Annotated in this window: 22 protein-coding genes, 1 tRNA gene and 1 pseudogene; 19 read left to right on the top strand and 5 right to left on the bottom strand. The window is 72.8% G+C overall.

Annotation, left to right across the window (positions count from 1 at the left end):
* Positions 1 to 19: 19 nt before the first annotated feature.
* The 5 genes from ACGFWJ_RS22445 to ACGFWJ_RS22425 all read left to right on the top strand — a co-directional run bounded on the left by ACGFWJ_RS22445 (position 20) and on the right by ACGFWJ_RS22425 (position 7,209).
* Positions 20 to 1,357, top strand: a complete 1,338-nt coding sequence (locus ACGFWJ_RS22445; RefSeq protein ID WP_392952252.1) for an FtsW/RodA/SpoVE family cell cycle protein — start codon at positions 20 to 22, stop codon at positions 1,355 to 1,357.
* A gap of 86 nt (positions 1,358 to 1,443) precedes the next feature.
* A complete protein-coding gene (locus tag ACGFWJ_RS22440) occupies positions 1,444 to 2,865 on the top strand; it encodes a penicillin-binding transpeptidase domain-containing protein (RefSeq protein WP_392952446.1) in 1,422 nt (473 codons plus the stop codon).
* Between the two features lie 87 nt (positions 2,866 to 2,952).
* Positions 2,953 to 4,380: an amino acid permease gene (locus tag ACGFWJ_RS22435; protein WP_392952249.1), complete on the top strand. Its 1,428-nt coding sequence runs from the start codon at positions 2,953 to 2,955 to the stop codon at positions 4,378 to 4,380.
* Between the two features lie 88 nt (positions 4,381 to 4,468).
* Positions 4,469 to 5,731, top strand: a complete 1,263-nt coding sequence (locus ACGFWJ_RS22430; protein ID WP_392952246.1) for a glycosyltransferase 87 family protein — start codon at positions 4,469 to 4,471, stop codon at positions 5,729 to 5,731.
* Positions 5,728 to 7,209, top strand: a complete 1,482-nt coding sequence (locus ACGFWJ_RS22425; protein ID WP_392952243.1) for a N,N-dimethylformamidase beta subunit family domain-containing protein — start codon at positions 5,728 to 5,730, stop codon at positions 7,207 to 7,209. Before ACGFWJ_RS22430 ends, ACGFWJ_RS22425 begins: the two co-directional genes overlap by 4 nt.
* Positions 7,210 to 7,250: 41 nt before the next feature.
* Here the strand turns inward: ACGFWJ_RS22425 and ACGFWJ_RS22420 are convergent, their stop codons facing one another.
* Together ACGFWJ_RS22420 and ACGFWJ_RS22415 are read right to left on the bottom strand one after the other, a co-directional pair.
* Entirely contained in the window at positions 7,251 to 8,978 is a 1,728-nt protein-coding gene (locus ACGFWJ_RS22420; protein ID WP_387638149.1) for a penicillin-binding transpeptidase domain-containing protein, read from the bottom strand.
* 114 nt (positions 8,979 to 9,092) lie between these two features.
* On the bottom strand, positions 9,093 to 10,883 hold the full coding sequence (locus tag ACGFWJ_RS22415) for a dolichyl-phosphate-mannose--protein mannosyltransferase (protein ID WP_392952443.1): 1,791 nt from the start codon (positions 10,881 to 10,883) through the stop codon (positions 9,093 to 9,095).
* Positions 10,884 to 11,022: 139 nt separating this feature from the next.
* Here ACGFWJ_RS22415 and rsmI point away from each other — a divergent pair, with 139 nt between their 5' ends.
* The 6 genes from rsmI (at position 11,023) to ACGFWJ_RS22385 (ending at position 16,000) form a co-directional block, all read left to right on the top strand.
* Positions 11,023 to 11,868, top strand: a complete 846-nt coding sequence (gene rsmI / locus ACGFWJ_RS22410) for a 16S rRNA (cytidine(1402)-2'-O)-methyltransferase (protein ID WP_392952240.1) — start codon at positions 11,023 to 11,025, stop codon at positions 11,866 to 11,868.
* A gap of 233 nt (positions 11,869 to 12,101) precedes the next feature.
* Positions 12,102 to 12,524 (top strand): hypothetical protein, encoded by a 423-nt coding sequence (locus ACGFWJ_RS22405; protein WP_387638144.1) that lies wholly within the window; start codon positions 12,102 to 12,104, stop codon positions 12,522 to 12,524.
* Positions 12,525 to 12,659: 135 nt separating this feature from the next.
* On the top strand, positions 12,660 to 13,541 hold the full coding sequence (locus ACGFWJ_RS22400; RefSeq protein ID WP_392952238.1) for a TatD family hydrolase: 882 nt from the start codon (positions 12,660 to 12,662) through the stop codon (positions 13,539 to 13,541).
* Positions 13,542 to 13,595: 54 nt separating this feature from the next.
* The gene (locus ACGFWJ_RS22395) at positions 13,596 to 14,171 is read left to right on the top strand and encodes a Uma2 family endonuclease (protein ID WP_387638140.1); all 576 of its coding nucleotides are present in this window, start codon (positions 13,596 to 13,598) and stop codon (positions 14,169 to 14,171) included.
* A gap of 18 nt (positions 14,172 to 14,189) precedes the next feature.
* Complete coding sequence (gene rsmA, locus ACGFWJ_RS22390; protein WP_387638138.1) at positions 14,190 to 15,071, top strand: 16S rRNA (adenine(1518)-N(6)/adenine(1519)-N(6))-dimethyltransferase RsmA; 882 nt, start codon at positions 14,190 to 14,192, stop codon at positions 15,069 to 15,071.
* Positions 15,071 to 16,000 carry a 4-(cytidine 5'-diphospho)-2-C-methyl-D-erythritol kinase gene (locus ACGFWJ_RS22385; RefSeq protein WP_392952234.1) on the top strand — a complete coding sequence of 310 codons (930 nt, stop codon included), beginning with the start codon at positions 15,071 to 15,073 and terminating at the stop codon, positions 15,998 to 16,000. The genes rsmA and ACGFWJ_RS22385 overlap by 1 nt, the downstream gene beginning before the upstream one ends.
* Here ACGFWJ_RS22385 and ACGFWJ_RS22380 read toward each other — a convergent pair.
* A pseudogene (locus ACGFWJ_RS22380) lies at positions 15,981 to 16,280 on the bottom strand (Uma2 family endonuclease); the annotation flags it as partial. The gene ACGFWJ_RS22385 and the pseudogene ACGFWJ_RS22380 sit on opposite strands and share 20 nt — an antisense overlap.
* Positions 16,281 to 16,376: 96 nt before the next feature.
* Between ACGFWJ_RS22380 and ACGFWJ_RS22375 the strand changes: the two are divergent.
* Entirely contained in the window at positions 16,377 to 17,363 is a 987-nt protein-coding gene (locus tag ACGFWJ_RS22375; RefSeq protein ID WP_392952231.1) for an aldo/keto reductase, read from the top strand.
* 234 nt (positions 17,364 to 17,597) lie between these two features.
* Positions 17,598 to 19,409, top strand: coding sequence for an ABC-F family ATP-binding cassette domain-containing protein (locus ACGFWJ_RS22370; RefSeq protein WP_387638129.1), 1,812 nt, complete (start codon positions 17,598 to 17,600; stop codon positions 19,407 to 19,409).
* 44 nt (positions 19,410 to 19,453) lie between these two features.
* On the opposite strand, the gene ACGFWJ_RS22365 is transcribed toward ACGFWJ_RS22370, so the two are convergent.
* Complete coding sequence (locus ACGFWJ_RS22365) at positions 19,454 to 21,358, bottom strand: FUSC family protein (protein WP_392952228.1); 1,905 nt, start codon at positions 21,356 to 21,358, stop codon at positions 19,454 to 19,456.
* Between the two features lie 180 nt (positions 21,359 to 21,538).
* Between ACGFWJ_RS22365 and ACGFWJ_RS22360 the strand changes: the two genes are divergently transcribed.
* Together ACGFWJ_RS22360 and ACGFWJ_RS22355 are read left to right on the top strand one after the other, a co-directional pair.
* Positions 21,539 to 21,611 (top strand) — tRNA-Thr (locus ACGFWJ_RS22360).
* A 162-nt stretch (positions 21,612 to 21,773) separates the two neighbouring features.
* The gene (locus ACGFWJ_RS22355) at positions 21,774 to 22,433 is read left to right on the top strand and encodes a LuxR C-terminal-related transcriptional regulator (RefSeq protein WP_387865306.1); all 660 of its coding nucleotides are present in this window, start codon (positions 21,774 to 21,776) and stop codon (positions 22,431 to 22,433) included.
* Between the two features lie 13 nt (positions 22,434 to 22,446).
* On the opposite strand, the gene ACGFWJ_RS22350 is transcribed toward ACGFWJ_RS22355, so the two are convergent.
* On the bottom strand, positions 22,447 to 22,614 hold the full coding sequence (locus tag ACGFWJ_RS22350) for a hypothetical protein (RefSeq protein ID WP_392952225.1): 168 nt from the start codon (positions 22,612 to 22,614) through the stop codon (positions 22,447 to 22,449).
* 114 nt (positions 22,615 to 22,728) lie between these two features.
* Here ACGFWJ_RS22350 and ACGFWJ_RS22345 point away from each other — a divergent pair, with 114 nt between their 5' ends.
* The 4 genes from ACGFWJ_RS22345 (at position 22,729) to ACGFWJ_RS22330 (ending at position 26,619) form a co-directional block, all read left to right on the top strand.
* Positions 22,729 to 22,998, top strand: coding sequence for a hypothetical protein (locus ACGFWJ_RS22345; protein ID WP_392952222.1), 270 nt, complete (start codon positions 22,729 to 22,731; stop codon positions 22,996 to 22,998).
* A gap of 55 nt (positions 22,999 to 23,053) precedes the next feature.
* Entirely contained in the window at positions 23,054 to 24,013 is a 960-nt protein-coding gene (gene galE / locus ACGFWJ_RS22340; RefSeq protein ID WP_392952221.1) for a UDP-glucose 4-epimerase GalE, read from the top strand.
* 142 nt (positions 24,014 to 24,155) lie between these two features.
* Positions 24,156 to 25,016 carry a LuxR C-terminal-related transcriptional regulator gene (locus tag ACGFWJ_RS22335; RefSeq protein WP_392952218.1) on the top strand — a complete coding sequence of 287 codons (861 nt, stop codon included), beginning with the start codon at positions 24,156 to 24,158 and terminating at the stop codon, positions 25,014 to 25,016.
* 58 nt (positions 25,017 to 25,074) lie between these two features.
* Positions 25,075 to 26,619: a polysaccharide biosynthesis protein gene (locus ACGFWJ_RS22330; protein ID WP_392952216.1), complete on the top strand. Its 1,545-nt coding sequence runs from the start codon at positions 25,075 to 25,077 to the stop codon at positions 26,617 to 26,619.
* Positions 26,620 to 26,638: the final 19 nt, after the last annotated feature.

The raw sequence follows: 26,638 nt of genomic DNA, 5'->3' as shown, positions 1-26,638 counted from the left end.
GAGCCGGCGAGGATGCCCGGTGGCCACTGACTACGCGATCCTCGCGGCCGGCGCGCGGCGGCCCCGGCGGTGGACCGAACTGCTGCTGGTGGTGGCCGCGGTGGGGATCGCGGTGTTCGGGTACGTCGAGGTGGGCGTCAACATCGACGGCAAGGCGCCGCCGGACGCCGCCCAGTACGGCGCCGCGTTAGGGGTGCTGGCGCTGCTCGCGCACGGCGCGGTGCGCTGGCGGGCGAAGTGGGCGGACCCGCTGCTGCTGCCGATCGCGGTGCTGCTGAACGGCATCGGGCTGGTCGTCATCTACCGGCTGGACCGTAACACCCCGCACCACGAGGCCGCCCCCACCCAGTTGCTCTGGTCCACCCTCGGGGTGGGCCTGTTCATCGCGGTGCTGTTCCTGCTGCGCGACCACCGCCGGCTCCAGCGTTACGCGTACCTCGGCGCGTTCGTGGCGCTCGTCCTGCTGGTGCTGCCGGTGTTCTTCCCGCCGGTGTACGGCTCGCGGATCTGGATCACGCTGGGCCCGCTGTCCTTCCAGCCCGGCGAGTTCGCCAAGGTGCTGCTGGCGATCTTCTTCGCCGCCTACTTGGCGCAGCACCGCGACGCGCTCGCCCTGACGGGCCGCAAGGTGCTGTGGTTCCGGCTCCCGCTCGGCCGGGTGCTCGGGCCGGTGCTGCTGATCTGGGCGGCGTTCGTCGGCGTGCTGGTGCTGGAGACCGACCTCGGTACCTCGCTGCTGTTCTTCGGCCTGTTCGTGGTGATGCTGTACGTGGCCACCGCCCGCACCGGCTGGATCGTCATCGGCCTGCTGCTGTCGGCCGTCGCCGCCGTCGGGGTGGGCTGGCTGTCGCCGCACGTGCACAGCCGGGTCACCGCGTGGCTGCACCCGCTGGCCTCGATCGAGGCCGGGCAGGGCGCCAACCAGATCGCCCAGTCGCTGTTCGCGTTCGCCTGGGGCGGCGAGCTCGGCACCGGCCTCGGCCTCGGCCACTCGGCGCTGATCGGCTTCGCCACCAAGTCCGACTTCATCCTCGCCACCATCGGCGAGGAGCTCGGCCTGACCGGCCTGCTCGCGGTGTTCCTGCTGTACGCGCTGCTGGTCTCCCGCGGCTTCCGTACCGGCATCGCGCTGCGCGACCCGTTCGGGCGGCTGCTCGCGATCGGTCTGGCCGCGCTGGTCGCGATCCAGGTGTTCGTGGTGGCCGGCGGCGTGCTCGACCTGATCCCGCTGACCGGAATGACGCTGCCGTTCATCGCGCAGGGCGGGTCCTCGGTGGTCACCAACTGGATCATCGTGGCGCTGCTGGTGCGGATGAGCGACGTCGCCCGGCGCCCCGTCCCCGAGGAGGCGGCGTGAGGTTCACCCGCCCCGAGGGCACCAACGGCGGGCCGCAGGGCCTGCCCGGCATCTCCACCACCGGCCGCCGGGCCGCCACCTTCTGCATGCTGCTGATCATCGCGCTGGCCGTCCAGGGCACCCGGGTCCAGGTGTTCCAGAAGCAGGAGCTGGACCACAACAGCGCCAACCAGCGCGCCACCATCCAGCGGTACGCGCAGCCGCGCGGCAATCTGATCGCCGGCCAGCCCGTCACCGGCTCGGTCGCCACCGGCGGCCGCCTGGCGTACAAGCGCACCTACACCGACGGCCCGCTGTACGCCGCCGTCACCGGCTACTCCTCGCAGCTCTACGGCAACACCCAGCTGGAGGGCGTCTACGACGACCTGCTCACCGGCACCGACCCCCGGCTGGCCGGCTGGGCGGTGTGGGACGCCATCACCCGCCACCAGCAGCCCGGCGGCGACGTGGTCACCACCATCGACCCGGCCGTGCAGCGCGCCGCCATGCAGGGGCTCGGCGGCCAGCAGGGCGCCGTCGCCGCGATCGAACCCGCCACCGGCCGGATCCTCGCGCTGGCCTCCACCCCCAGCTACGACCCCGGGGCGATCGCCGGCACCGGCTCCGCCGACCAGGCCACCTGGGAGAAACTCCAGGCCGACCCCGACCAGCCGATGCTCAACCGGGCGCTGCGGCAGATCTACCCGCCCGGCTCCACCTTCAAGGTGGTCACCGCCGCGGCCGCCCTCGCCAACGGCACCGTGACGGACATCCAGGCCCCCACCGGCGCGCCCTACCCGTACGTGCTGCCCGGCACCACCACCACGCTCAACAACGACACCAGCGGCTGCGACCGGGAAGGGCTGTCGCTGGACCAGGCGATGACGATGTCCTGCAACAGCGTGATGGGCTGGCTCGGCGTGCAGACCGGCCTCGACCGGATGGTCGCGATGGCGAAGAGCTTCGGCTTCGACGACGCCAGGCTCGACGTTCCCGTGCGGGCCGCCCGCTCCAACTTCGACACCACCATGAACAGCTCGCAGCTGGCGCTGTCCTCGATCGGCCAGTACAACACCGCCGCCACCCCGCTGGTGATGGCCATGGTCGCCGCCGGGGCCGCCGCCGACGGGCGGGTGATGTATCCACAGCTTGTGGACAGGCTCACCAAGGCCGACGGCACCCAGGTCCAGCTGATGCGCCCCACCCTGTACCGGCAGGCCCTCGGGCCCGGCGTCGCCGCCGAGCTGCGCACGCTGATGGTGAACGTGGTGAACAACGGCACCGGCGGCAACGCGCAGATCCCCGGCGCCGAGGTCGGCGGGAAGACCGGCACCGCCGAGCACGGCGTCGACAACACCGGAACCCCGTACGCCTGGTTCATCGCCTGGGCCCGCCCGGCCGGCTCCACCGCCACTCCGCCGGTCGCGGTCGCCGTGGTGGTCGCCGACAGCCAGGCCACCGACGTCACCGGCGGAAAGCTGGCCGCGCCGATCGCCAAGGCCGTCATGCAGGCCGCCCTGAACCGGTGACCGCCTCAAGGCTCCAAGGTCGCATAGTTATGCATAGCGGTGCATTTGATACAGTTCCTCCCTGATCCCCACCAGAAGGACAATTCGATGAGCACCACCCGCCTGCTGCGGCGCAAGCCCGTGGACACCCTGATCGCCGAAGCGGGCGGAACCGGAGCCGGGCACCTGCGCCGGTCCATCGGCCTGTGGCAGCTCTCCGCGATCGGCATCGGCGCCACCGTCGGCACCGGCATCTTCTTCGTCCTCACCACCTCCGTCCCCGAAGCCGGGCCGGCCGTGGTGATGTCCTTCGTGATCGCCGCCGTCACCGCCGGCCTCACCGCGCTCTGCTACGCCGAGCTCGCCTCCGCCATCCCGGTGGCCGGCTCCTCGTACTCGTACGCGTACGCCACCATGGGCGAGATCGTCGCGTTCGGCGTCGGCGTCTGCCTGCTGATGGAGTACGGCGTCTCCGCGTCCGCGATCGCCGTCACCTGGGGCCAGTACCTCAACCAGTTCGCCGACCTGGCGTTCGGCCTGCACCTGCCCGCGGCGCTCACCGCCCCGCCCGGCGAGAACGGCATCGTCAACCTGCCCGCCGTCATCCTGGTCGCGCTGGTCACCGTGCTGCTGATCCGCGGCGCCGGCGAATCCGCCAAGGTCAACGCCGTGATGGTGGCCATCAAGCTGGCCATCCTGCTGCTGTTCGTCGCCATCGGCCTGACCGGCTTCCACGCCGGAAACTTCACCCCGTTCGCCCCCAAGGGCTGGGAGGGCGTGCAGACCGCCGCCTCCACCATCTTCTTCTCGTTCATCGGCCTGGACGCCGTCTCCACCGCCGGCGAGGAGGTCCGCGAGCCGCGCCGCACGCTGCCGCTGGCCATCCTGATCTCGCTCGGCGTGGTCACCCTGCTGTACATCGCCGTCGCCGTCACCGCGATCGGCGCCCAGCCCTGGCAGCAGTTCGACGGCCAGAAGGCCGGCCTCGCGCAGATCCTGCAGGACGTCACCGGACAGTCCTGGCCCGCCCTGGTGTTCGCCGGCGGCGCGATCATCTCGATCTTCTCCATCACCCTGGTGGTGATCTACGGCCAGACCCGGATCCTGTTCGCGATGGGCCGCGACGGCCTGCTGCCGCGCCACTTCACCAAGGTCTCCCCGCGCACCGGCACCCCCGTGTGGAACACCGTCATGGTCGGTGCCGCCGTCGCCCTGCTGGCCGCCGTCTTCCCGCTCAAGCTGCTGGCCGACATGACCTCGATGGGCACGCTGGTGGCGTTCTGCGCCGTGTCCGTTGGCATCATCGTGCTCCGCCGCACCCGCCCCGACCTGCCGCGCGGCTTCAAGGTCCCGTTCTACCCGGTCACCCCCGTGCTCAGCGCCGCCTCCTGCGTCTACCTGATCACCAGGCTGCACCGCGACACCTTCATCGCCTTCGCGATCGCGCTGGCCCTGGCCGGCGTCCTCTACTTCACCTACAGCGCCAAGCACTCCCGGCTGGCCGCCGCCCGCAGCGAGGAAACTGACACTCCGTAGCCCACGTGCCGCTGCAATTCGGGCGGAAAGGGCGAAACCGGCCCGGGCTTCGCGACAGAGCGTGTACATCCCGCCTAGCCTTCGAGCCATGGCGAGCACCCGACGGGTCCTGCGCGTGTTCGGGCACCCCGTGGTGCAGGCCGGCGGGTGGCTGGCGGCAGCGGGCTGGGCGGGGGCGTTTCCGCTGGTGTCGCACCTGGCCAACCAGGTCGCCTGGGGGCGGTTCGCGGCGCCCGGGTACCTGCTCGCCGCGGTGCTGACGCTGACGCTGCCGCGCGGGATCGCGGCGCGGGCGGCCGCCGCCGCGGCGGCGCTGAGCGCGGTGCTGCTGCCGCTCGGGGCGCTGGCGCTGGCCGGGCGGCACCAGTCCGAGGTGACGGTGGTCGAACGGTCGGCGGCGCTGCTGCTGCACACCGGAAGCCCGTACCTGCCGCACCCGGTTCACGTCGTCGACTACAACCCCTACCTGCCCGCGATGTCGCTGTTCGGCCTGCCCCGGCTGCTGCTCGGCGCGGCCGGCGGCCCGGCGGTGCGGGTGCTGGGCGACGCCCGGCTGTGGTTCGCCGCGGCGTTCCTGGCCTGCCTGCTGGCCGGCTGGCGGCTGCTGCGCCCCGCCCCGGTGCGGACACCGGCGCTGCCGCTGACGGTGCTCACCGCCTCGCCGCTGATCGCGCCCGCGCTGACCGTCGGCGGCGTCGACCTGCCGCTGATCGGCGTCTGCTGCCTGGCCATGGCGCTCGCCGAACGCGGCCACCCGCTGCGCACCGGCCTGGTGCTGGCGCTGGCCTGCACGCTGAAGTGGACGGCCTGGCCGGCGCTGCCGATCGCGCTGCTACTGCTGCACCGCCGTCACGGCCTGCGCCCGGCGCTGCGGGCCGCCTGGCCGGTGCTGGCCCTCGGCGGGGCGGTGATCGGCCCGTTCGTGGTGCTCCACCCGCGCGAACTGTACGAGCAGGTGGTGCGCTTCCCGCTCGGGCTGACGGCCGTCCACACGCCGGCGGGCAGCCCGCTGCCGGGCAAGGTGCTGGCCGGTCTCGGCCCGCTCGGCCACACCCTGTCGCTGACCCTGCTGTGCCTGGGTGCGCTGGCCGTCGCGCTGTGGCTGCGGGCCCACCCGCCGGCCACCGCGGTCGCCGCCTGCGACCTGCTTGCGGCGGGCCTGACGGTGGCGTTCGCGCTGGCCCCGGCCGGGCGGTTCGGCTACCTGGCGCTGCCCGCCGTCCTGGTGCTGTGGCCGCGGCTGGCGGCGGCCCCCGGGCGGCCGTTTCCGGTGCCCCGGCGCCGGGCGACGCAGCGGCGGCCCCTCGCAGTGCCTATGGTGTCCCGGGACACCGTACGAACACGGGAGTGATCTTGGGCGCCACCGGACGACGCCGCTTCTTGGGCCTGGCCGCCGGCGCGGCCGCCGCCTCGCTCGCCGCCTGCGGCCCGAACCGCACCGCCACCGGAGGCAGCGGCGGGGCCGCCGCGCCGAGCCCCGCACCGTCCGCCACCGCGGCGGAGAACGCCAAACCGGGCAACGCCGACTGGGTGATCCGCAACGCCGGCCCGGCCGACGCGATCGAGGGCTGGGCGGACCGGGCCGGCGTGCTGCCCGGCGAACAGGTCGGTCTGCACGTCTCCACCACCGCGCCCGGCTACACCGTCACCGCCTACCGGATGGGCTGGTACGGCGGGGCGCGCGCCCGGCAGGTGTGGAAGTCGGAGCGGCTGCCCGGCAGCAAGCAGCAGCCGTTCACCGTCGAACAGCCCACCCGCATGGTGATCACCGCCTGGCCGCGCAGCACCGCCGTCGACACCACCGGCTGGCCGGAGGGCTGCTACCTGCTGCGGCTGGACGCGGACGGCGGCGCCGGGCAGCGGTACGTGCCGCTCACGGTGCGCTCGCGCAGCACCGCCGGCACGACCGTGGTGGTCAACGCGGTCTCCACCTGGCAGGCCTACAACGAGTGGGGCGGCTACAACCTGTACAACGGCCCGTCCGGCGGCCTGCCGACCCGCTCGCTCCAGGTCAGCTTCGACCGGCCGTACCAGTACGACGACGGCGCGGGCCTGTTCCTGGTCTACGAGGCCCCGCTGGTCGCGCAGGCCGAGAAACTCGGCATCCCGCTGTCGTACACCACCGGCATCGACGTCGCCGCCGACCCGAACCTGCTGCACGGCGCCAAGGCGGTGCTCTCGCTCGGTCACGACGAGTACTGGTCGCCCGAGCAGCGCGCGCACTTCACCGCCGCCCGCGACGCCGGATCGCACCTGGCGATCCTGGGTGCCAACTGCTGCTTCCGGCGGGTGCGGTACGAGCCGTCACCGACCGGGCCGGACCGCACGGTGGTCTGCTACAAGGGCGCCTGGAAGGACGACCCCGGGTACCAGGCCGGGCACCCGGCGACCACCGACTTCCGCTCCCCGCCCGGCGCCGACCCCGAGTCCTCGCTGCTCGGCGTGATCTACGACGGCTACCCGGTGGACGCCCCGTACGTGGTCACCGAGCCGGGCCACTGGCTGTTCGCGGGCACCGGCGCGAAGGCCGGCGACAGCTTCCCGCACCTGGTGGGCGTCGAGTACGACCGGGTCGACCCGTCCTTCCCGACCCCGCAGGGCATCGAGGTGCTGTCGCACTCGCCGGTGGTCTGCGAGGGCCGGCACTCGTTCGCCGACACCGCGCTGTACACGGCGGGCAGCGGCGCGCTGGTGTTCGCCACCGGCACCATGCGGTGGGTGGAGTCGCTGGAGGCGACCGGCCAGGGCGGCATCCACGGCATCGACGGGAAGGCCGGCGCGTTCACCCGGCAGGTCACCGAGAACCTGCTGCGGCGCTTCGCGCAGTAGCCCCCGCCGTCCCGCAGGCCGGGCGGGGGCCCCGCCCGCCGTCACTTGTGGTTGCCGACCCCCAGCACCTTGGACGAGGCCGGACCGGCCGCGGCCGAGCCGTGTCCGGCTCCCTGGAACTCGGCGGCGACGGCCAGATCGCCGGAGTAGGCGGTGAACCAGGAGTTCGCGTCGGCGGTGTTGTCGACCTCGGCGGTGCCGGTCTTCGCGCCGGAGCCGCTCGGCAGGGCCGGCTTCACGGCCGCGGCGGTACCGGACTTGACGGTCTGCGTCATCAGCGACCGCAGGCTGGAGAGCACCTCGGGGGAGAGCGTCCGGGCGGCCTTCACCTGGTCCATGCCGGGCACCAGGATCGGCTGCTTGAACACCCCGGACTGCACGGTCGCGGCGATCGACGCCATGCCCAGCGGATTGGCGCGCACCTTGCCCTGGCCGATGAACTCGCTGGCCGCGCCCGCCATGTTGGTCTCGGTCGGGATGTCGGTGTCGAAGTTCGACAGGCCGGTCTTCCAGACCAGCCCGATCCCGAACACGTCCTTGGCGAGCGAGGGCAGGCTGTTCGCCTTGAGGGTGTCCTTGCCCTTCTCGATGAACGAGGTGTTGCAGGAATTGATGAACGCGTCGGTGAGCGTGTACTCCGGGTGCGCGCCCTTGAAGTCGTTGCTGATGGACTTGCCGGTGACCATGGTGGTCTCCGGGCAGGGCATCGAGCTGCTCGGCGTGAGGCCGGCCTCCAGCAGCGCGGCGGCGGTCAGCACCTTCAGGGTGGAGCCGGGCGCGGTCGCCCCGGAGAACGCCCGGTTCTGGCCGTTCGTGGGGGAGAAGGCGTAGGCCAGGATGCCGCCGGTGCTGGGCTCGATCGCCACCAGCGAGCCCGGCTTGCCCTGGGCGGAGACCGCGGCCTCGGCGGCCGCCTGGAGGTCCGCGTCCAGGGTCAGCTTCAGGTTGGGGACGGCCTTGGGCTCCTTCAGCGTGAACAGCTTCTCGGAGGCGCCGTTGCCGGCGGCCGGGGAGATCACCACGGCGGTGCCGGCGTCCTCCGGGCTGCCCTGCGGGGCGGCGGCCTTCAGCTGGTTGAGCAGACCGGTGAGCGAGGCGTAGCCGGCCAGCGGCTTGCCCTTGCGGTCGGTGACGGCGGAGGGCGCGGCGAACACCGGCTTGACGCCGATGGTCTCGTTGGCGTCCAGCTTCGGGTGGATCACGGTGGGTGCCCAGTGCACGGCGGCGGTGCCGTCGCTCATCTTCACCACCCCGAGCACGCCGTCGTAGTTCCACGGGGTGCCGGTGTCGGCGAACTCCAGCGAGGCCTTGAAGCTCTCGAACACCCCGGTCGGACCGGAGTCCGCCGGAGCCGGCGCCGACGCGGATGCCGGCGCCGATGCCGAGGCGGCGGCGGACTTGGAGGCGGACGGGCTGGGCGCGGTGGTGGGGCCGCCGACGGTGAGGTGGACGGCGCTGGGCTTCACGCTGTCCTTGAAGGCCTGCATCGCGGCCTGCGCCTTGTCCGGGTCGTCGGTGAGTTTGGCCGCGGCGGACAGATCGCCCTTGCCCCAGGCGTCCAGGAACGCCTTGGCGCCGGACGCGGCGAGCTCGGGGCTGGGCGGTTCGGCGACCACGGTGCGGGGCTTCTTGGCGGATTCCTTGCTGTCCGAATCGCCGGAGACCAGGGCGTAGGCCCCGTAGCCACCGGCGAGGAGCAACACAGTGGCGGCCGAGGCGATGCCGATCTTCGCGCCGTTGTTCACGTGGAGCCCCCCGAGATGTGTCATGGCCGTCGGAATTCAGCGGCCACGACACCATAAGCAGACACCATCCGTGCACTCACGACACGCCGTCCGTTTGTGACAGATCCGGTACACGGTTTCCGGTGTGGTTCCGGTGGCTCAGATCCAGGTACTGAGCCACATTCGGCCGTTCCAGTCCGACATGGGGATCGTCTGGCCGGTGTAGATCGGATAGAAGTACAGGAAATTCCACATGATCGCTGTGATCAGCAGACCCGCACCCGTGGCCCCCGCCAGCCGGCGGTCCGGCGAGGCGTCGGCGGGGCCAAGCATCGCGCCGATCATCATCGTCACCGCCAGCACCATGAACGGCACGAAGCACACCGCGTAGAACAGGAAGATCGTGCGCTCCTGGTACATGAACCAGGGCAGGTAGCCGGCCGCCACGCCGCTCAGCAGCGCCGCCGCCCGCCAGTCGCGGCGCCACAGCCAGCGGTACAGGCAGTACAGCAGCGCGGCGATGCCCGCCCACCACAGCAGCGGGGTGCCGATCGCCAGCACCTCGCGGGCGCAGTCGGAGGTGGTGCAGCCGTCCTGGCCGTTCTTCGGCGACTCGTAGAAGAACGACACCGGGCGGCCCAGCACCATCCAGCTCCACGGGTTGGACTGGTAGGTGTGCGGGCTGTGCAGGTGGGTGTGGAAGTCCCACATCGTGTAGTGGTAGTGCCACAGGCTGCGCAGCCAGTCCGGGCCGAAGCCGCCCGGGTTCTGCACCGCCCAGTCGCGGAAGTAGCCGCCCTTGCCGGGCTGCGTCGAGGACATGATCCAGCCGGTCCAGGTGGCCAGGTAGGTGGCCAGTGCGGTGAGGCCGAGAGTCAGGCCGGACCAGAAGAAGTCCCAGGCGTGCCGCAGCAGCCGTCCGCCCTCGCCGATCGGCCGCCCGTCCGGGGTGCGGCGGATACCGCCGGCCAGGCGGCGGGCCGAGGAGTCCCAGAACGCGCTGAGCAGCAGGAACGCGAGGATCGCCGGGCCGCCGCTCCACTTGGTGCCCATCATCAGGCCGAGACTGACGCCCGCCGCCAGGCGGTAGGGCCGCCAGCCGAGGTGCCACCACTCGCCGCCGAGGCCCTGTTCGAGACGGGCGGCGACCAGGGCGCGGCTCCTGTCCCGGTCGATCAGCAGCAGGCCGAACGCGGCCAGGAAGAAGAACATCACGATCAGGTCGAGGATCGCGGCGCGGCTGAGCACGAAGTGCAGGCCGTCGACCGACATCAGCAGCCCGGCCACGCAGCCCAGCAGGGTGGAGCGGAACAGCCGCCGCCCGATCCGGGCCAGCATCAGCACCGACAGGGTGCCGAGCACGGCCATCATGAACCGCCAGCCGAACGGGTTCATGCCGTAGATCTGCTCGCCCAGGCCGATGATCCACTTCCCGACCGGCGGATGCACGATGTACGCCGGGTCGGTGCGGAACGGGACGGTCGGATTCGGGCCGGTGATCAGGTTGTTGGCGTCATCGGACCAGTTGGTCTCGTAACCGACCTGCCAGAGCGAGTACGCGTCCTTGGCGTAGTACGTCTCGTCGAAGATCAGCGCGTGCGGCCCGCCGAGATTGACGAAGCGCAGCACGCCGGCGAACGCGGCCACCGCGATGGGGCCGAGCCAGCCGGACCAGCGGCACAGCCACGCCCAGAGCGCGTCCGGCAGCCGGATGCCCAGCCGGGCCAGCAGCGGGGACGGCGCGACGCGCTCCGGAGTGACGCCCGGTCCGTCCGGCATCGGCGGCACCAACTGCTCGTCCACCGCCGTGCGCCGCGGCGCGCGGTAGCCCACGCCGGACAGCGCCCGGGCCCACCGGGAGTCCGGCTCCGGCTCGGCGCGCGGTGCCGGAACGGCGGCCGGATCGGCCGATTCCAGCACGCTCACGCCACCCCATTCGGGGTGGTCCATACCACTGTCCATGTCGCCGCTCACGGGCCACATCGTAGGGGCAACGGCTGAAGTCACAAGGGGTCCCCGCACGGCCCGCGCCGCACCGCGCCGCGTCCGTCCCGGTGAGGACCCCCCTCCGGTAGGGGAGGATGGTGCCGTGACTGGTGTTCTCGTACTGGCAGGTACCCCCATCGGCGACGTCGAGGACGCGCCGCCCCGACTGCGCTCCGAACTCGCCGAGGCGAACGTGATCGCGGCGGAGGACACCCGGCGGCTGCGCCGGCTGACCCAGGCCCTCGGCGTGACGCCGACCGGCCGGGTGGTGTCCTACTTCGAGGGCAACGAGGTCGCCCGCACCCCGGAACTCGTCGCCGCCCTCCAGGACGGCGCCCGGGTCCTGCTGGTCACCGACGCCGGCATGCCCTCCGTCTCCGACCCCGGCTACCGGCTGGTGGACGCGGCCGTCGCCGCCGGGATCAAGGTGACCGCCGTGCCCGGCCCCTCCGCCGTGCTCACCGCGCTGGCGCTGTCCGCGCTGCCGGTCGACCGGTTCACCTTCGAAGGCTTCCTGCCCCGCAAGGCCGGCGACCGCTCCCGGCAGCTCGCCCAGATCGCCGCCGAACCGCGCACCATGGTGTTCTTCGAGGCCCCGCACCGGATCGCCGAAACCCTCGCCGCGATGGCCGAGGCGTTCGGCGCCGAACGGCCCGCCGCGGTCTGCCGCGAACTCACCAAGACCTACGAAGAGGTCAAGCGCGGCCCGCTCGCCGAACTCGCCGCCTGGGCCGCCGACGGCGTCAAGGGCGAGATCACCGTCGTGGTGGCCGGCGCCCCGCCCGCCGCCCCCGAGGAGGTCGGCCCCGCCGAACTCGCCCGCCGGGTCGCCGCCCGCGAGGAGGCCGGCGAACGCCGCAAGGAGGCGATCGCCGCCGTCGCCACCGAACTCGGCCTGCGCAAGTCCGTCGTCTTCGACGCCGTGGTGGCCGCCAAGCACGGCGGCTGACCCGACGAGTTCGGTGCCGTGGTGGCTGCCGAGCACGCCGGCTGACTCGACGAGTGCCCGTGGCCGAAATCGGTCGTACGTTGGAATGAGCAACCCCAGCGGAGGGCCAATTCGGAACCAAGACTTGGCAAGCCGGGCATCGGACGGACCCTCCCGGGCATTCCCTGGGATGGAAAGACCCGCGCCGGGCCCGCCAGGTCGGGCGACGGGCTCCGAGCGAAGCGAGGTGGCGCATGAGCGACACGATCGACAGCCCCCTGGAAGGCGGAGCGCCCAGCGGCCTCGGGCTGACCACCCGGCCGCGAACCCCCGTGGAGACGGTCCGTGAGGCCTACTCCTTCGTCTGCCTCAACTGCGGCTACGGCTGGGAGCAGGCGTACGACATCGAACACCACATGGACCGGGACGGACACATCCTGGTCGAGTACAAGGCGAACGGCGTCAAGGTGCCGTCCCCGCTGCGTGAACTGGTCTGCCCCGGCTGCGGCGGCGAACGGGTCCGGATCATGCGGGCCGGCCGAGTGGCCGGACTGGCCGCCATGGCCGCCGCCCCCGGCTACGCCCCCACCGCTGAACCCGAGGGTCCGCAGAAGCCCCGCAAGCCGAGGGTCCTGCACTGGTGGAACCGCCTCTTCCGGAGCCACCGCCCCCGCTGAACCGACCGACCCCCGGCCCCGGACCGCCCATGCGGTCCGGGGCCGCGGCGTTCTCCGGTGACTAGGATTTCGTCGGGGGCCACCGCCGTGCCGCCGTCCGCCGCCTCGCCGACTCGAAGAGAAGATCGCCTCCTGATGGCCAGCAAGAAGAACGACGACCGCAGCACCCCGCCGCCGCTCCCCGAGCCGCTCGCCGTCCCCGTCGCCGACTCGCACACCCACCTCGACATGCAGTCCGGCACCCCCGCCGAGGGACTGGCCCGCGCCGCGTCCGTCGGCGTCACCACCGTCGTCCAGGTCGGCTGCGACGTACCCGGCTCGCAGTGGGCCGCGGACCTCGCCGCCGAGTATGAGCAGGTGCACGCCGCCGTCGCGCTGCACCCCAACGAGGCCCCGCGGATCTTCCTCGGCGACCCCGACGGCTGGTCCGGCCAGCGCCGTTCGCCCGGCGGCCAGGACGCTCTCGACAAGGCCTTGGGCGAGATCGACCGCCTCGCCGCCCTGCCGCACGTCCTCGCCGTCGGCGAGACCGGCCTCGACTACTTCCGCACCGGCCCCGAGGGCGTCGACCTGCAGAAGGAGTCCTTCCGCCGCCACATCGAGATCGCCAAGCGCCACGGCAAGGCACTCGTCATCCACGACCGCGACGCCCACGAGGACGTCATCGCCGTCCTGCTCGAAGAAGGCGCCCCCGAGCGCACGATCTTCCACTGCTACTCCGGCGACGCCGCCATGGCCAGGACCTGCGCCGAACACGGCTGGTACCTCTCCTTCGCCGGCCCCGTCACCTACAAGGCCAACCACCCCCTGCGCGAGGCCCTCACCGCCACCCCCCTCGACCGCGTCCTGATCGAGACCGACGCCCCCTTCCTCACCCCCCACCCCTACCGCGGCCGCCCCAACGCCCCCTACCTGATCCCGGTCACGCTGCGCGCGATGGCGGCCCATCTGACGCTGGGGGAGGACGAGTTGGCGACGGCGATCAGCGCCAACACGGCGCGGGCGTTCGGGTACTGACCGCATCCCGGTGCGGGGTCCGCTCGTTAGCATGGAGGCAGTGAGGAGGCTGTGATGAGCGCCGAACCGATCGACTTGATGTACCCGCCGGCGAATGGCTGGACGTACAGCGAGCTCAGCGTGATCGACCTGCCGTTCAAGTGGGAACTGGTGGACGGAGCGATCGTGGTCCGGGGGCAGACGAAGTGGTGGCACGACCGGGTGCGCAACGAGCTGTACTCGGCGCTTCGAGCGGCTCGGGTCGAGCCCTACGTCGCAGACGCAGAGCGCTGTGTGCTGATCGACGAGTACACCGTTCTCCTGCCCGATGTCGTCGTGTTCGACCGGACCGACCTGAACGTTTTCGAGTTGGAGTGCACTCCGCCCGAGTCGGTGGTTCTGGCCGTTGAGGTGGTGTCGCCCGGCTCACGTGTGGCAGACCGTTTCAGCAAGCCCGGGATCTACGCCGAGCAGCGAATCCCGTCCTACTGGCGGGTCGAGCGCGGCGACAACGACCTCCCCGTCGTGCACGAGTTCCGGCGTGACGAGCTGCAGGGCGTCTATCTTCCGGTCGCCGTGCACGAGGGACTGCTCCGTACCGACCTGCCGTTCCCGGTCGAGATCGATCTCAAGCAGTTGGTGGAGCTCTGACCCCCGTATCCTTGGCGGGTGAGCACCACCGAACCCACCTCTGACGGCCACCTGCTGGGGGCTGCCGACATTCGTGCGCTGGCCGAGGCGTTCGGCGTGAAGCCGACGAAGCAGCGCGGGCAGAACTTCGTGATCGACGGGAACACCGTGCGGCGGATCGTGCGGGCGGCGGAGGTGACGGAGAAGGACGCGGTGGTCGAGGTCGGGCCGGGGCTCGGGTCTCTGACGCTGGCGCTGCTGGAGGTGGCGCGGCACGTGACGGCGGTGGAGATCGACCCGCTGCTGGCGCGGCACCTGCCGGACACCGTCAAGGGCCGGATGCCGGGCAAGGCCGCCAATTTCGACCTGGTGCTGAGCGACGCGATGGACGTCACCGAGCTGCCCGGCCCCGCGCCGACCGCGCTGGTGGCGAACCTGCCGTACAACGTCGCCGTGCCGGTGCTGCTGCACATGCTGGAGACGTTCCCGAGCATCGAGCGCACGCTGGTGATGGTGCAGAGCGAGGTCGCCGACCGGCTCGCCGCCAAGCCCGGCAACAAGGTGTACGGCGTGCCGTCCGTGAAGGCCAACTGGTACGCGGACGTGAAGCGGGCCGGCGCGATCGGGCGGAACGTGTTCTGGCCCGCGCCGAACGTCGACTCCGGCCTGGTCTCGCTGATCCGCCGCGACCCGCCGTCCACCACCGCCACCCGCCGCGAGGTGTTCGCCGTCGTGGACGCCGCGTTCGCGCAGCGCCGCAAGACCCTGCGGGCCGCGCTGGCCGGCTGGGCCGGCTCGCCCGCCGCCGCCGAGGAGGCGCTGCGCGGTGCGGGCATCGACCACACGCTGCGCGGCGAGATGCTGACGGTCGAGCAGTTCGCCGCGATCGCCGAGCACAAGCCGAAGGCGCAGGAACAGTAATGGTGACGGTCCGGGTACCCGCCAAGGTCAACGTGCAGCTCGGCGTCGGCGGGGTCCGCCCCGACGGCTACCACGACCTGGCGAACGTGTTCTTCGCCGTCGCCCTCGGCGACGAGGTCACCGCCACCGCGGCCGACGGCGTCACCCTGACCTGCACCGGTCCCGACGCGGACGCCGTCCCGCTGGACGACACCAACCTGGCCGCCCGCGCCGCGCGCCTGCTCGCCGCGCACCACGGCCTCGCCGACCCCGGCGTCCACCTGCACATCGCCAAGGCCATCCCGGTGGCCGGCGGCATGGCCGGCGGCAGCGCCGACGGTGCGGCCGCGCTGGTCGCCTGCGACGCGCTGTGGGGCCTGGACACCCCGCTGGAGACCCTGCTGGAGCTGGCCGCCGAGCTCGGCTCCGACGTCCCGTTCGCGCTGCTCGGCGGCGTCGCGCTGGGCCGGGGACGCGGAGAGATCCTGGAGGCACTGCCCGTCTCCGGCACCTTCCACTGGGTGTTCGCGGTCGCCGACGGCGGACTCTCCACCCCGGCGGTGTTCCGCGAGTGCGACCGGATCCGCGAGGAGTCCGGCACCGGCGCCACCATCGACGACGTGCCCACCCCCGACGCCGACCCCGCCCTGCTCGCCGCCCTCGCCGACGGCGACCCCGTCGCGCTGGCCGACGCCCTCAGCAACGACCTGCAGGCCGCCGCCGTCTCCTTGCGCCCCTCGCTCGCCGACACCCTGCACGCCGGCACCGAGGCCGGCGCCCTCGCCGCCCTGGTCTCCGGCTCCGGCCCCACCTGCGCCTTCCTCGCCAAGGACGCCGACGCCGCCGCCCACATCGCCACCACCCTCCGCACCTCCGGCACCTGCCGCACTGCCCACGCCACGTACGGGCCGGTGCCCGGGGCGACGGTGGTCAGCGCACCCACGCCTTGAACGGTCCGGTGTCCAGGCTGATCCCGACCGGGTCGGGCAGCACGACGGTCTTGCCGAAGGGCCGCCGCACCAGGCTTGCGTACTGGCCGTCCTCGGGCTCGCTGTGGACCGACACTTCGCAGCTGTCCCGGTCAATGAGGAGATAGACCGGGATGCCAGTCTCCGCGTAGGCCCGCGGCTTCTCGTCCCGGTCGCGGCGGTCGGTGTCGGTGTCGTACGAGGTCACCTCGACCACCATGACGACCTGGTCGGCGTCGGCCCATTCGCCCTGGCCGGCGAAGCCGCCCGGCCGCTGCTTGACCTGGAGCGCGCTCCGGGTTCGAGACTCGTTGCCGCGGCCCGCACCGGGCGGGCCGCGGAGACGAGGGGAACCCGGATGCGCAAGCGCACCATCGGAACCGACCCGCGTACCCGTCGCGAGGTCAGCGTGCTCAGCCTCGGCGCGATGCTGTTCGGCACGCTCACCGACGAGGCCACCTCCTTCGCCGTGCTGGACCGGTACGTGGAGGCGGGCGGCACCTTCATCGACACCTCCAACAACTACGCGTACTGGCAGGACGGCAGCCAGGGCGGCACCAGCGAGGAGGTCCTCGGGCGCTGGCGGGCCAGCCGGGGCATCACCGACGAGGTGGTGATCGCCACCAAGCTCGGCGCCCGTCCGAAGGCCCCCGGCACCGGGTTCATCGAGAACGGGGAGGGCCTGTCCGCCGAGGTGATCCGCGCCTCGTCCGAGGCCAGCCGCAAGCGACTCGGCGTCGAGAAGCTCGACCTGCTGTACGCGCACATCGAGGACACCGCGGTGCCGCTCGCCGAGACCGTGCACGCCTTCGGGGAGCTCGTGAACGGGGGGACGGTCGGGCTGCTCGGCGTCTCCAACCACTGGTCCTGGCGGGTCGAGCGGGCCCGCCACATCGCTGCGCAGGCCGGGCTGCCCGGCTACGAGGTGCTCCAGTACGGCCACACCTACCTGCGCCGCCGCGGCGACCGGCCCGGCCTGCTCAGCCAGGACGGCGACCAGGCCGCCGTCCAGGGCGACCTGATCGCGTACCTCAAGGAGAGCCCCGAACTCACCCTGGTCGCCTACTCCCCGCTGCTCGGCGGCGCCTACGTCCGCGACGACAAGCCCCTCGGCCCGTCCTTCGACCACGCCGGCACCCCGGCCCGGCTCGCCGCGCTCGATGCGGTGGCCCGCGAGACCGGGGCGACCCGCAACCAGGTGGTGCTGGCGTGGCTGCTCGGCGGCGAGCTTCCGGTGATTCCGCTGGTGGGGGCGTCGTCGGTGGCGCAGCTGGAGGAGAGCTTGGGGGCGCTGGAGCTGGAGCTGACGGGCGAGCAGCGGGATCTGCTGGACCGGGCGCGGTAAGGCGAATCAGGGGCGCGTGGAGGCACCTCCCAGCCCCCCAGGGCTGGGGGAGAACTGCGCGAAGCGGAAGGCACCCAGCGGCAAGATCGCGACGCAGGGCCATGACTTGCACGTGGTCGCGACGTTTCGGACGTGGTGTGCGCTTGTCCCGCAGTTCTCCGCGCCCCTGATCGCTTGCTCGACGGCACTAGGCTGGGGGTTCGTTCCACCCCCCTTCCCCAGGAGTGCAGCTTCGTGGCCGTCAACCTCGCCACCATCGAGTCCGTCACCAAGGTGTACGGCACCAGGGCCCTGCTGGACGGGGTGAGTCTCGGCGTCAGTGAGGGGGACCGGATCGGTGTGGTGGGCCGGAACGGTGACGGCAAGACCACGCTGATCCGGATGCTGGCGAAGCTGGAGGAGCCGGACAGCGGGCGGATCACCCACTCCGGTGGGTTGCAGATGGCGGTGCTGACGCAGCACGACTCGCTGGATCCGACGGCGACGATCCGGCACGAGGTGATCGCGGACCGGGCCGACCACGAGTGGCTGGGCGATGCGCGGATCCGGGACATCATTCAGGGTCTGTTCGGCGGGCTTGACCTGCCGGGGTTCGCGAACGGGCTGGACACCGTGATCGGGCCGCTGTCGGGTGGTGAGCGCAGGCGAATCGCGCTGGCGAAGCTGCTGCTCGGCGAGCCGGACCTGATCGTGCTGGACGAGCCGACCAACCACCTGGACGTGGAGGGCATCGCCTGGCTGGCGAAGCACTTGCAGAACCGCCGGTCGGCGCTGGTCTGCGTCACCCACGACCGGTGGTTCCTGGACCAGGTCTGCACCCGGATGTGGGACGTTCAGCGTGGTGAGGTCCGCGAGTACGAGGGTGGCTACTCGGACTACGTGTTCGCCCGCGCCGAGCGCTCCCGGATCGAGGCGACGGAGGAGCAGAAGCGGCAGAACCTGGCCCGCAAGGAGCTGGCGTGGCTGCGTCGCGGTGCCCCGGCCCGGACGTCCAAGCCGCGGTACCGGATCGAGGCGGCGAACGCGCTGATCGCGGACGTGCCGGAGCCGCGCGACAAGTCCGAGCTGATGAAGTTCGCCAACGCGCGGCTGGGCCGGACGGTCTTCGACCTGGAGGACGTGACCGTCAAGGCGGGCGAGAAGCTGCTGCTGGAGCGGCTGACCTGGCAGCTCGGCCCGGGTGACCGGATCGGTCTGCTGGGTGTGAACGGCGCCGGCAAGACCTCGCTGCTGCGGGCGATGCAGGCCGCGTACGCGACCGAGGGCGACGTGCAGCCGGCCGGCGGCGTGATCAAGGTCGGCAAGACGGTGCGCCTGGCGTACCTCTCGCAGGAGGTGGCCGAGCTGGACCCGGAGACCCGGGTGCTGCAGGCGGTCGAGCAGATCCGCGGCCGGGTGGACCTCGGCAAGGGCCGGGAGATGAGCGCCGGGCAGCTGTGCGAGCAGTTCGGCTTCGGCAAGGACAAGCAGTGGACGCCGGTCGGCGACCTGTCCGGTGGTGAGCGTCGCCGCCTTCAGCTGCTGCGGCTGCTGATGGACGAGCCGAACGTGCTGTTCCTGGACGAGCCGACCAACGACCTGGACATCGAGACCCTCAACCAGCTGGAGGACCTGCTCGACGGCTGGCCCGGCTCGATGATCGTGATCAGCCACGACCGGTTCTTCATCGAGCGGACCACCGACACCTCGTACGCGCTGCTCGGCGACCGCCGGATGCGGATGCTGCCGAACGGCGTCGACGAGTACCTGGAGCGCCGCACCGCGATGGCGGAGGCCGCCGCCGCGGCCGCGGCCGCCCAGATCCCGGCCGCCGCGGAGACCTCCGGCCTGTCGGCGGGCGACCTGCGGGCGGCGAAGAAGGAGATGCAGAAGCTGGAGCGGCAGATCGCCAAGCTGGACCAGCAGGAGTCCAAGCTGCACGCCCAACTCGCCGAGCACGCCGCCGACTTCTCCAAGGTCGCCGAGCTGGACGCGCAGCTGCGCAAGGTCCGCGAGGAGAAGGAGGAGCTGGAGATGGGCTGGCTGGAGCTGGCCGAGCAGGTCTGAGCACGGCGAGGGCCGCGCACCCGCGGGTGCGCGGCCCTCGCGGGTCAGCCGAGCAGGACGTCCAGTTCGTCCGCGGCCCGGGCCAGTGCGCTGCGGGTCGGGTCGTGCGGGCCGGTCGGGCGGGCGGCGCGGCCGGACGGCGCGTGGTGGGCGCGGGCGGCGTCGGTGAGGCGGTCCAGCGAGTGCAGGACGCGTTCGATCACCTCCGGTTCGGGTTCCCGTCCGCCGTAACGGAGTTGGGCGGCGTACGCGGCGACCGCGCCGGCCAGCCGTTCCAGTGCGGAGGTGGCGGGCAGCCACTCCTCGGCGAGGCGTCCGGCGGGCGGGGGTTCGGCCAGGCCCAGGTCGACCTGACGGCGGGCGTCGGCCAGTGCCCGGTAGGCGGTGCGGCGCAGCCACACCTCGGCGACGGGTTCGACCCGGGCCACCGCGGCCAGGTACTCGTGGACGGTGGCGGCGGCCTTGACGATGCCGGGCTCGATCCGGTGCGGGGCGCGTTCGGGCCACAGCAGGTAGCCGAAGACCAGCACGATCGCGCTGGCCAGCGTGGTGTCCAGCACCCGCGGCCAGAACTCGGCGGCGCCGCTCTCCCCGCCGAGTTGCACCAGGATCAGCGCCACCGGCGTCATCACGGCGGTGTTCAGCCCGTAGTGCGCGGCCGTCGAGTACGGCAGCAGCGCCACGCACAGCGACACCGCGACGCTCAGCGCCCAGGACTCCGTGGTGACGGCCAGCAGGACCGCCGTCGCCGCGATGCCGAGCACGGTGCCCAGCACCCGGCTGACGGCCCGATGGAACACCGAGCCCAGATCCGGCTTCAGGACGAACGCCACCGTCAGCGGCACCCAGTAACTGCGGCTCAGCGTCAGCGCGTTGACGGCCGCCTCGGCGACCGCCACGCACAGCGCGACCCGCAGGCCGTAGCGCACCGAGCCGGGCGAGAGCAGACGGGCGCGCAGCCGCCACGGGTCGGGCGGCGGCGGGGCGGCGGTGTCCAGCGGCGCCCAGCGGCCCGAGACGGTGTCGGCGGCGGCCCGCAGCGCGGTGTCGAACGCCGTCCGGGACGGGGTGTCCGGCTGCCAGTCCGGGTAGGCGGGCTCGGGTCCGCCGGTGATCTGCCGGGCCAGCGCCGCCGGGAACTCCACCAGCTCCGGCGGCACCGGCCGCCATGCCCAGAGCAGTCCGGCGGCGGCCTCGGTGGCGCCCAGCGCGGCCTCGTACGAGCGGCGCAGCCAGCGCAGCCGCTCCGACTCGTGGCGGCCCGGGCGGGTCGGCGGCAGCAGGTCCTGCATCTGGTTGAGGCGCGCGGTCAGCACCCGGCGGGCCGCCGGTCCGTCCGGGGTGCCGAGGGCGGCCAGCATGCCGCCGAGCGCCCGGTAGACCTCCGCCAGCGCGACGGTGCGCGGGTCGGTGCGGACGTCGGTGCGGTAGCGCAGGCCCAGCAGCAGGACCAGCGCCGCGCCGCACGGCATCATCGCGGGCGCCGCCCACCATGGGTGGGGCAGCGCCATGCCGCCGCCGAGCGAGGCCGAGACCAGCAGCAGCATCCCGGCTGCCGAGCCGCGCGGGCCGGTCGCGGACAGGGCGCCGCCGGCGAAGCCGATCAGGGTCAGCGCGATGCCGACCAGCAGGCCGCCCGCGCCGAGGTGCTGGAGCGCCGCGCCGATCAGCATGCCGGTGGTGGAGGCGGTCAGCGCCAGCGCGATCCGCGGGGCGCGCAGCCGCAGCGGCTCCACCCGGTCGTTCATGGTGGCGTGCATCGCGCCCAGCCCCGCGAAGACGCCCAGGTCCAGGCGGCCGAACAGCAGGCCCGCCGACAGCGGCACCGCCATCCCGAGCGCCGCCCGCACCATCGGCCGCCACGGCACCGGCGGCCGGGCCGGCCGCAGGGCCAGCGCCCACCAGGCGGAACGGTCGGAAGAAGCACGACTGCGGCCGGGGGCTGACACGGGATCACGCGCTTTCGCTGAACGGGAGTTCGCGGCTGCTGGGCGACATTGCAGAGCAGATCGGGTCTTCTCGGGCAGTTTAGCCCGCCCACCTGGTCGAAGCTGATTTCCCAACCGGTCCGCCGACCATGTAATGTCTTCCTCGTCGCAAGGGGAACCGCAAGGAACCCGGAGCAACAAGCCCCTATAGCTCAGTCGGTAGAGCGTCTCCATGGTAAGGAGAAGGTCTGCGGTTCGATTCCGCATGGGGGCTCAGCAGACGAAGGCCCCGCCACTCGGCGGGGCCTTCGGCGTCTGCCCGTTTCCCGACTCTTGGCCAAACCGCGACGGCGGTTTTTCGGTACGTCCCCTGGCGGCCCGCGCACGAATGCGCTGTGATGGTGCGTCTGTCCTGCCGAACCGGGGAGGGGGCGGCATGAGCGTGCGGCTCGTAGTGGCGGACGATCACCGGCTGATGGCCGAAGCCCTGGGCACCGCCCTGCAACAGCGCGGCCACCGGGTGCTCGGCGTGGGTTCGCCGTGCGGCTCGGTGCTCGACCTGGTCGTCGGGCGGCGCCCCGAGGTGTGCTTGCTCGGGACGGCCGCCGGCCCGGACGACCCGTTCGACGTGCTGCGCCGGTTGCGCCGCGACCGTCCGGAGATCGCCGTGGTGGTGCTGGGGCCGCTGAGCGCGCCCGGCCGGGTCGCGGCCGCGTTCGCCGCCGGTGCGGCGGGCTACGTGCGCAGCGACGAGCGGATCGACGTGGTGGACCGGGCGATCGCCCGGGTCCGGGCGGGGGAGGCGGCCGTCGCGGTCGAGGTGCTGCGTGCCGCGTTCGAGCACCTGCTGTGGCCGGTCGTCGAGCCCGACGACGAGGCGGTGCGGCTGCTGCGGCTGCTGACCCGCCGTGAGGTGCAGGTGCTGGGCCGGATCGCCGACGGCGAGGACACCGCGGCGATCGCCGCCGCGATGCGGATCGCCCCGTCCACGGCGCGCACGCACGTCCAGCGGGTGCTGACCAAGCTCGGCGCCCGCTCCCGGCTGGAGGCCGCCGCGCTGGCCGCGCGGACCGGCATGCTGGATCAACTGGCCTGAGTTGCAGCGGTGTTCAGTGCGCCGCGTAGGCAGGGGGCGGGACGCCGACGGTGCGGGTGAACTCGCGGGTCAGGTGCGCGTGGTCGCGGTGGCCGAGCTCGGCGGCGAGCCGGGACCGGTCCGGGGCGTTCGGGCGCTGCGCCGCCTCCAGGGCCTCGTGGATCCGGTAGCGCAGGACCACCCACTTCGGGGGACGCCCACCCGGGCGGCGAACAGGCGCCGCAGGCCGCGCACCGTCAGGCCGCTGCGGGCGGCGAGGTCCGCGACCCGGGCGGACCGGGGCCCGGTCGGGGCGATGGGGATGTTCGCGGAGCCGGTCGGTTCGCCGGCGCTGACGGACCTGGTGGTGCACGGCTGGGACCTGGCCCGGGCCACCGGCCTGCCGTACGGGCCGGCGCCGGAGGCGGTCGCCGTGCTGGGCCCGCTGACGGCGGAACCGGTGCCGAACGGGCGGGCGATGGGGATGTTCGCGGAGCCGGTGGGCTATGCCGGGGACGACGCGTTCGAGGCGCTGCTGGCGCTCACCGGCCGGGGCCCCCGCTGGTCGGCCGGACCGGGCCTTTAGTGCAGGTGCCATATGCTCCGAGCGAGGAACACCGAGCGTTGCGGAGGTCGAGGGCATGAGCAAGTACCTGGTCACGGGCGGAGCCGGCTACGTGGGCAGCGTGGTGGCGGCGCACCTGCTGGAGGCGGGGCACCGGGTGACGGTGCTGGACGACCTGTCGACCGGTTTCGCGGAGGCCGTGCCGGACGGCGCGGAGTTCGTCCGCGGCCGGATCCAGGACGCTTCCCACGTGCTCGACGCGTCCTTCGACGGGGTGCTGCACTTCGCCGCGTCCTCGCAGGTCGGCGAGTCGGTGGCGGACCCGGAGAAGTACTGGCGCAACAACGTGGCCGGCTCGCTGGAGCTGGTGTCAGCGATGCGCAAGGCCGGCGTCGGCAAGCTGGTGTTCTCCTCGACCGCGGCCGTGTACGGCGAGCCGGAGGAGGTGCCGATCAAGGAGACCGCGCGCACCTCGCCGACCAACGCCTACGGTGCCACCAAGCTCGCCGTGGACCACCTGATCACCTCCGAGGCGATCGCCCACGGCCTGGCCGCCGTCAGCCTGCGGTACTTCAACGTGGCCGGGGCGTACGGCCGTTACGGCGAGCGGCACGAGCCGGAGTCGCACCTGATCCCGCTGGTGTTCCAGGCCGCGCTCGGGCAGCGCCCGCACATCGCGGTGTTCGGCGAGGACTACCCGACCCCGGACGGCACCTGCATCCGCGACTACATCCACATCGCCGACCTGGCCGAGGCGCACCTGCTGGCGCTGGACGCCGCCAAGCCCGGCGAGCACCTGATCTGCAACCTCGGCAACGGCACCGGCTTCTCGGTGCGCGAGGTGATCGAGTCGGTCAAGCGGGTCACCGGCCGGGAGATCCCGGTGCAGGTCGCGGACCGCCGCCCGGGCGACCCGGCGGTGCTGGTGGCCGCCGCGGACCGGGCCCGGGAGGCCCTCGGCTGGGCGCCGAAGCACCCCGAGCTCGACCGGATCGTCGCCGACGCCTGGGAATTCACCCTCGCCCACCGCGCCTGACCAGCCCCGCTCCCGGCCCGACTCCGACCCCCGAAGTCTCTGCGTACAGGAACTTCACCAAACCCCCACGCCGTACGGGCGGCCGCCCGTACGCTGATTGAGGCACCGGTGGGGGTCGGGCCAGGAGCAGGGGGGCAGGACGATGGGGCGGATTCGCGTCCTGGTGGTCGACGGCCACCGTATTTTCGCCGAGGCACTCGCCACGGCGCTCGCCGCCGAGCCCGATGTGGACGTCGGGGCGGCCGGCAGCGCCGCCGCGGCCGAACGCGCGCTGGAACGGGCGGCGGCCGAACGCCGCCCGTACGACGTGCTGTTGGTCGACGCCGACCTCGGCGCCGCCCCGGCACCACCACCCCGCCACCACCTCGGAGTGCCCCAACAGCGGCCAGCCGCCGGACAGTTGACGCGCCCACCGGCCGCCGCCCGGCCGCCCGCAGACGGGACGCGACCGGGCGACGGGATCGCCCTGGTCGGCCGGGCCTGCCGGGCCCACCCGACGCTGCGGGCCGTGATGCTGGCCGTCGCCGACGACCCGCAGCGGGCCGTCCGCGCCCTGCAGGCCGGGGCCAACGGCTGGGTGGCACGAGAAAGTTCGCTGGGCGCGCTGATGGCCGTGATCCGCGGCGTGCTGCGCGACGAGACCCACCTGCCGCCCGCCCTGCTGACCGGGGTGGTCCGCGAACTCACCTCCGCCCGCCGGGACCGCTCGGAGAGCGAACGCCTGGTCGCCGCGCTCACCCCCCGCGAGGAGGAGGTGCTGCGCTGCATGGTCGCGGGACTGGGCAGGCAGGCGGTGGCCGAGCGGCTGTTCCTCTCCCCGCACACCGTCCGCACCCACATGCAGAACGTCCTGGGCAAGCTCGGGGTGCACTCCACGCTCGCGGCGGTCGCCGTCGCCCGCCGTGCCGGGATCGCCCCCTCCGAGCCGCCCGGGCCGCCTGTCGTGCCCGCCCCCGCCCCACCGCCGACCGTCGCCTCGACCGCAGGCCCCGGCGCGGGCTGAACGAGCCCCGCCTTCCGAGCAGGTTTCCACTCCGTGAGTCAGCGAGACCGGAGGTCAGATGTCGTCGCACCGCGCTTCCGCACGCCCGCACGCAGCCCGCGCCCGCACCCGCATCCCCGAGCAGCGCGCCGGCTCGGCCGGCCTGCGCACCCTGGTCGTCGGGGCCGGCGCGGCCGGCACGGCACTGGTCCGCGACCTGGACCGGACCCCCGAGTTCGGCCTCACCCCCGTCGGGGTGCTGGACGACGACCCCGCCAAGGCCGGCCGGCACGTCTCCGGCCGCCCCGTCCTCGGCCCGCTCGCCGACCTCACCCGCCACGCCCTCGCCCACCGCGCCCAGGTGGTCGTCCTCGCCATCCCCGGCCTGCCGCACCAGCGCGTCCGGGAACTCGCCACCGCCGCCGCGGCGGCCGGCGCGGCCGTCCGCTACCTGCCGTCCTTCCTGTCCGCGCTGCGCCGCGCCGTGGTCGGCTCCGACCTGCGCACCCTGGACGTCAACCGGCTGATCGGCCGGCACGAGGTCCACGTCGTCTCGCCCGACGTCCGTACCGTCATCGAGGGCCGCCGGGTCCTGGTGACCGGCGCGGGCGGCTCCATCGGCAGCGAACTGTGCCGCCAGGTCCAGGCGTTCGGCCCCGCCGCGCTGTACATGCTCGACCACGACGAATCCAACCTGCACCGGCTCCAACTCGACATCTGGGGCGAGGCGTTGCTCACCGACGAGTCCCTGGTGATCGCCGACATCCGGGACCGCCCGCGGATCCAGCAGATCTTCCGCGACCTGCGCCCCGAGGTCGTCTTCCACGCCGCCGCGCACAAGCACCTGCCGCTGCTGGAACGCCACCCCAGCGAGGCCGTCAAGTCCAACGTCCTCGGCACCGACCACCTGGTCGAGGCCGCGCTCGCCACCGGCGTCGAACGCTTCGTCCTGATCTCCACCGACAAGGCCGCCGACCCCACCTCCGTCCTCGGCGCGAGCAAGCGTCTCGCCGAGCTGATCGTCCAGGCCAACGCGAAGGACGCCCGCAACCTCGGCACCGGCGTCTTCGCCGCCGTCCGCTTCGGCAACGTGCTCGGCTCCCGCGGCTCGCTGCTCTCCGTCCTGGAGGAACAACTGCGCAGCGGCGGGCCCGTGACGGTCACCCACCCCGACGTCACCCGGTTCTTCATGACCATCGAGGAGGCCGTCGGCCTGGTCCTGGAGGCCGGACGGATGGCCGAGGGCGGCGAGGTCTTCGTCCTCGACATGGGGGAACCGGTGCGGATCGTGGACCTGGTCCACAACTTCGCGGAACAGGTCCAACTGGACGCGGCGGAGGTCGAGATCCGGTACACCGGGCTGCGGGCGGGCGAGAAACTCAACGAGGCGCTGTTCTCCGACACCGAGGAGCGGCTTCCCACCGCGCACCCGCGGATCTACGCGACGGCGGCGAATGCGACTGGCGTCGAGGACCTGGCGGGGGGCCTCACCGCGTTGTACGGGGCCGCGACGGGCAACGAGGACTCTGCGGTTCGCGGCTGCCTGGCGGTGCTGCTGCCCGGCTACAAGAGTGCCCCGGACAAGCCTCCGGCGCTCTCGGCCCTGTATCCGGACGGCTTTTGAGTTTTTGTCTTCAGGGGCT

It is taken from the genome of Kitasatospora sp. NPDC048407 (assembly GCF_043200475.1).
Lineage (GTDB): Bacteria > Actinomycetota > Actinomycetes > Streptomycetales > Streptomycetaceae > Kitasatospora.
This window is presented reverse-complemented; position numbering and strand designations above follow the sequence as displayed.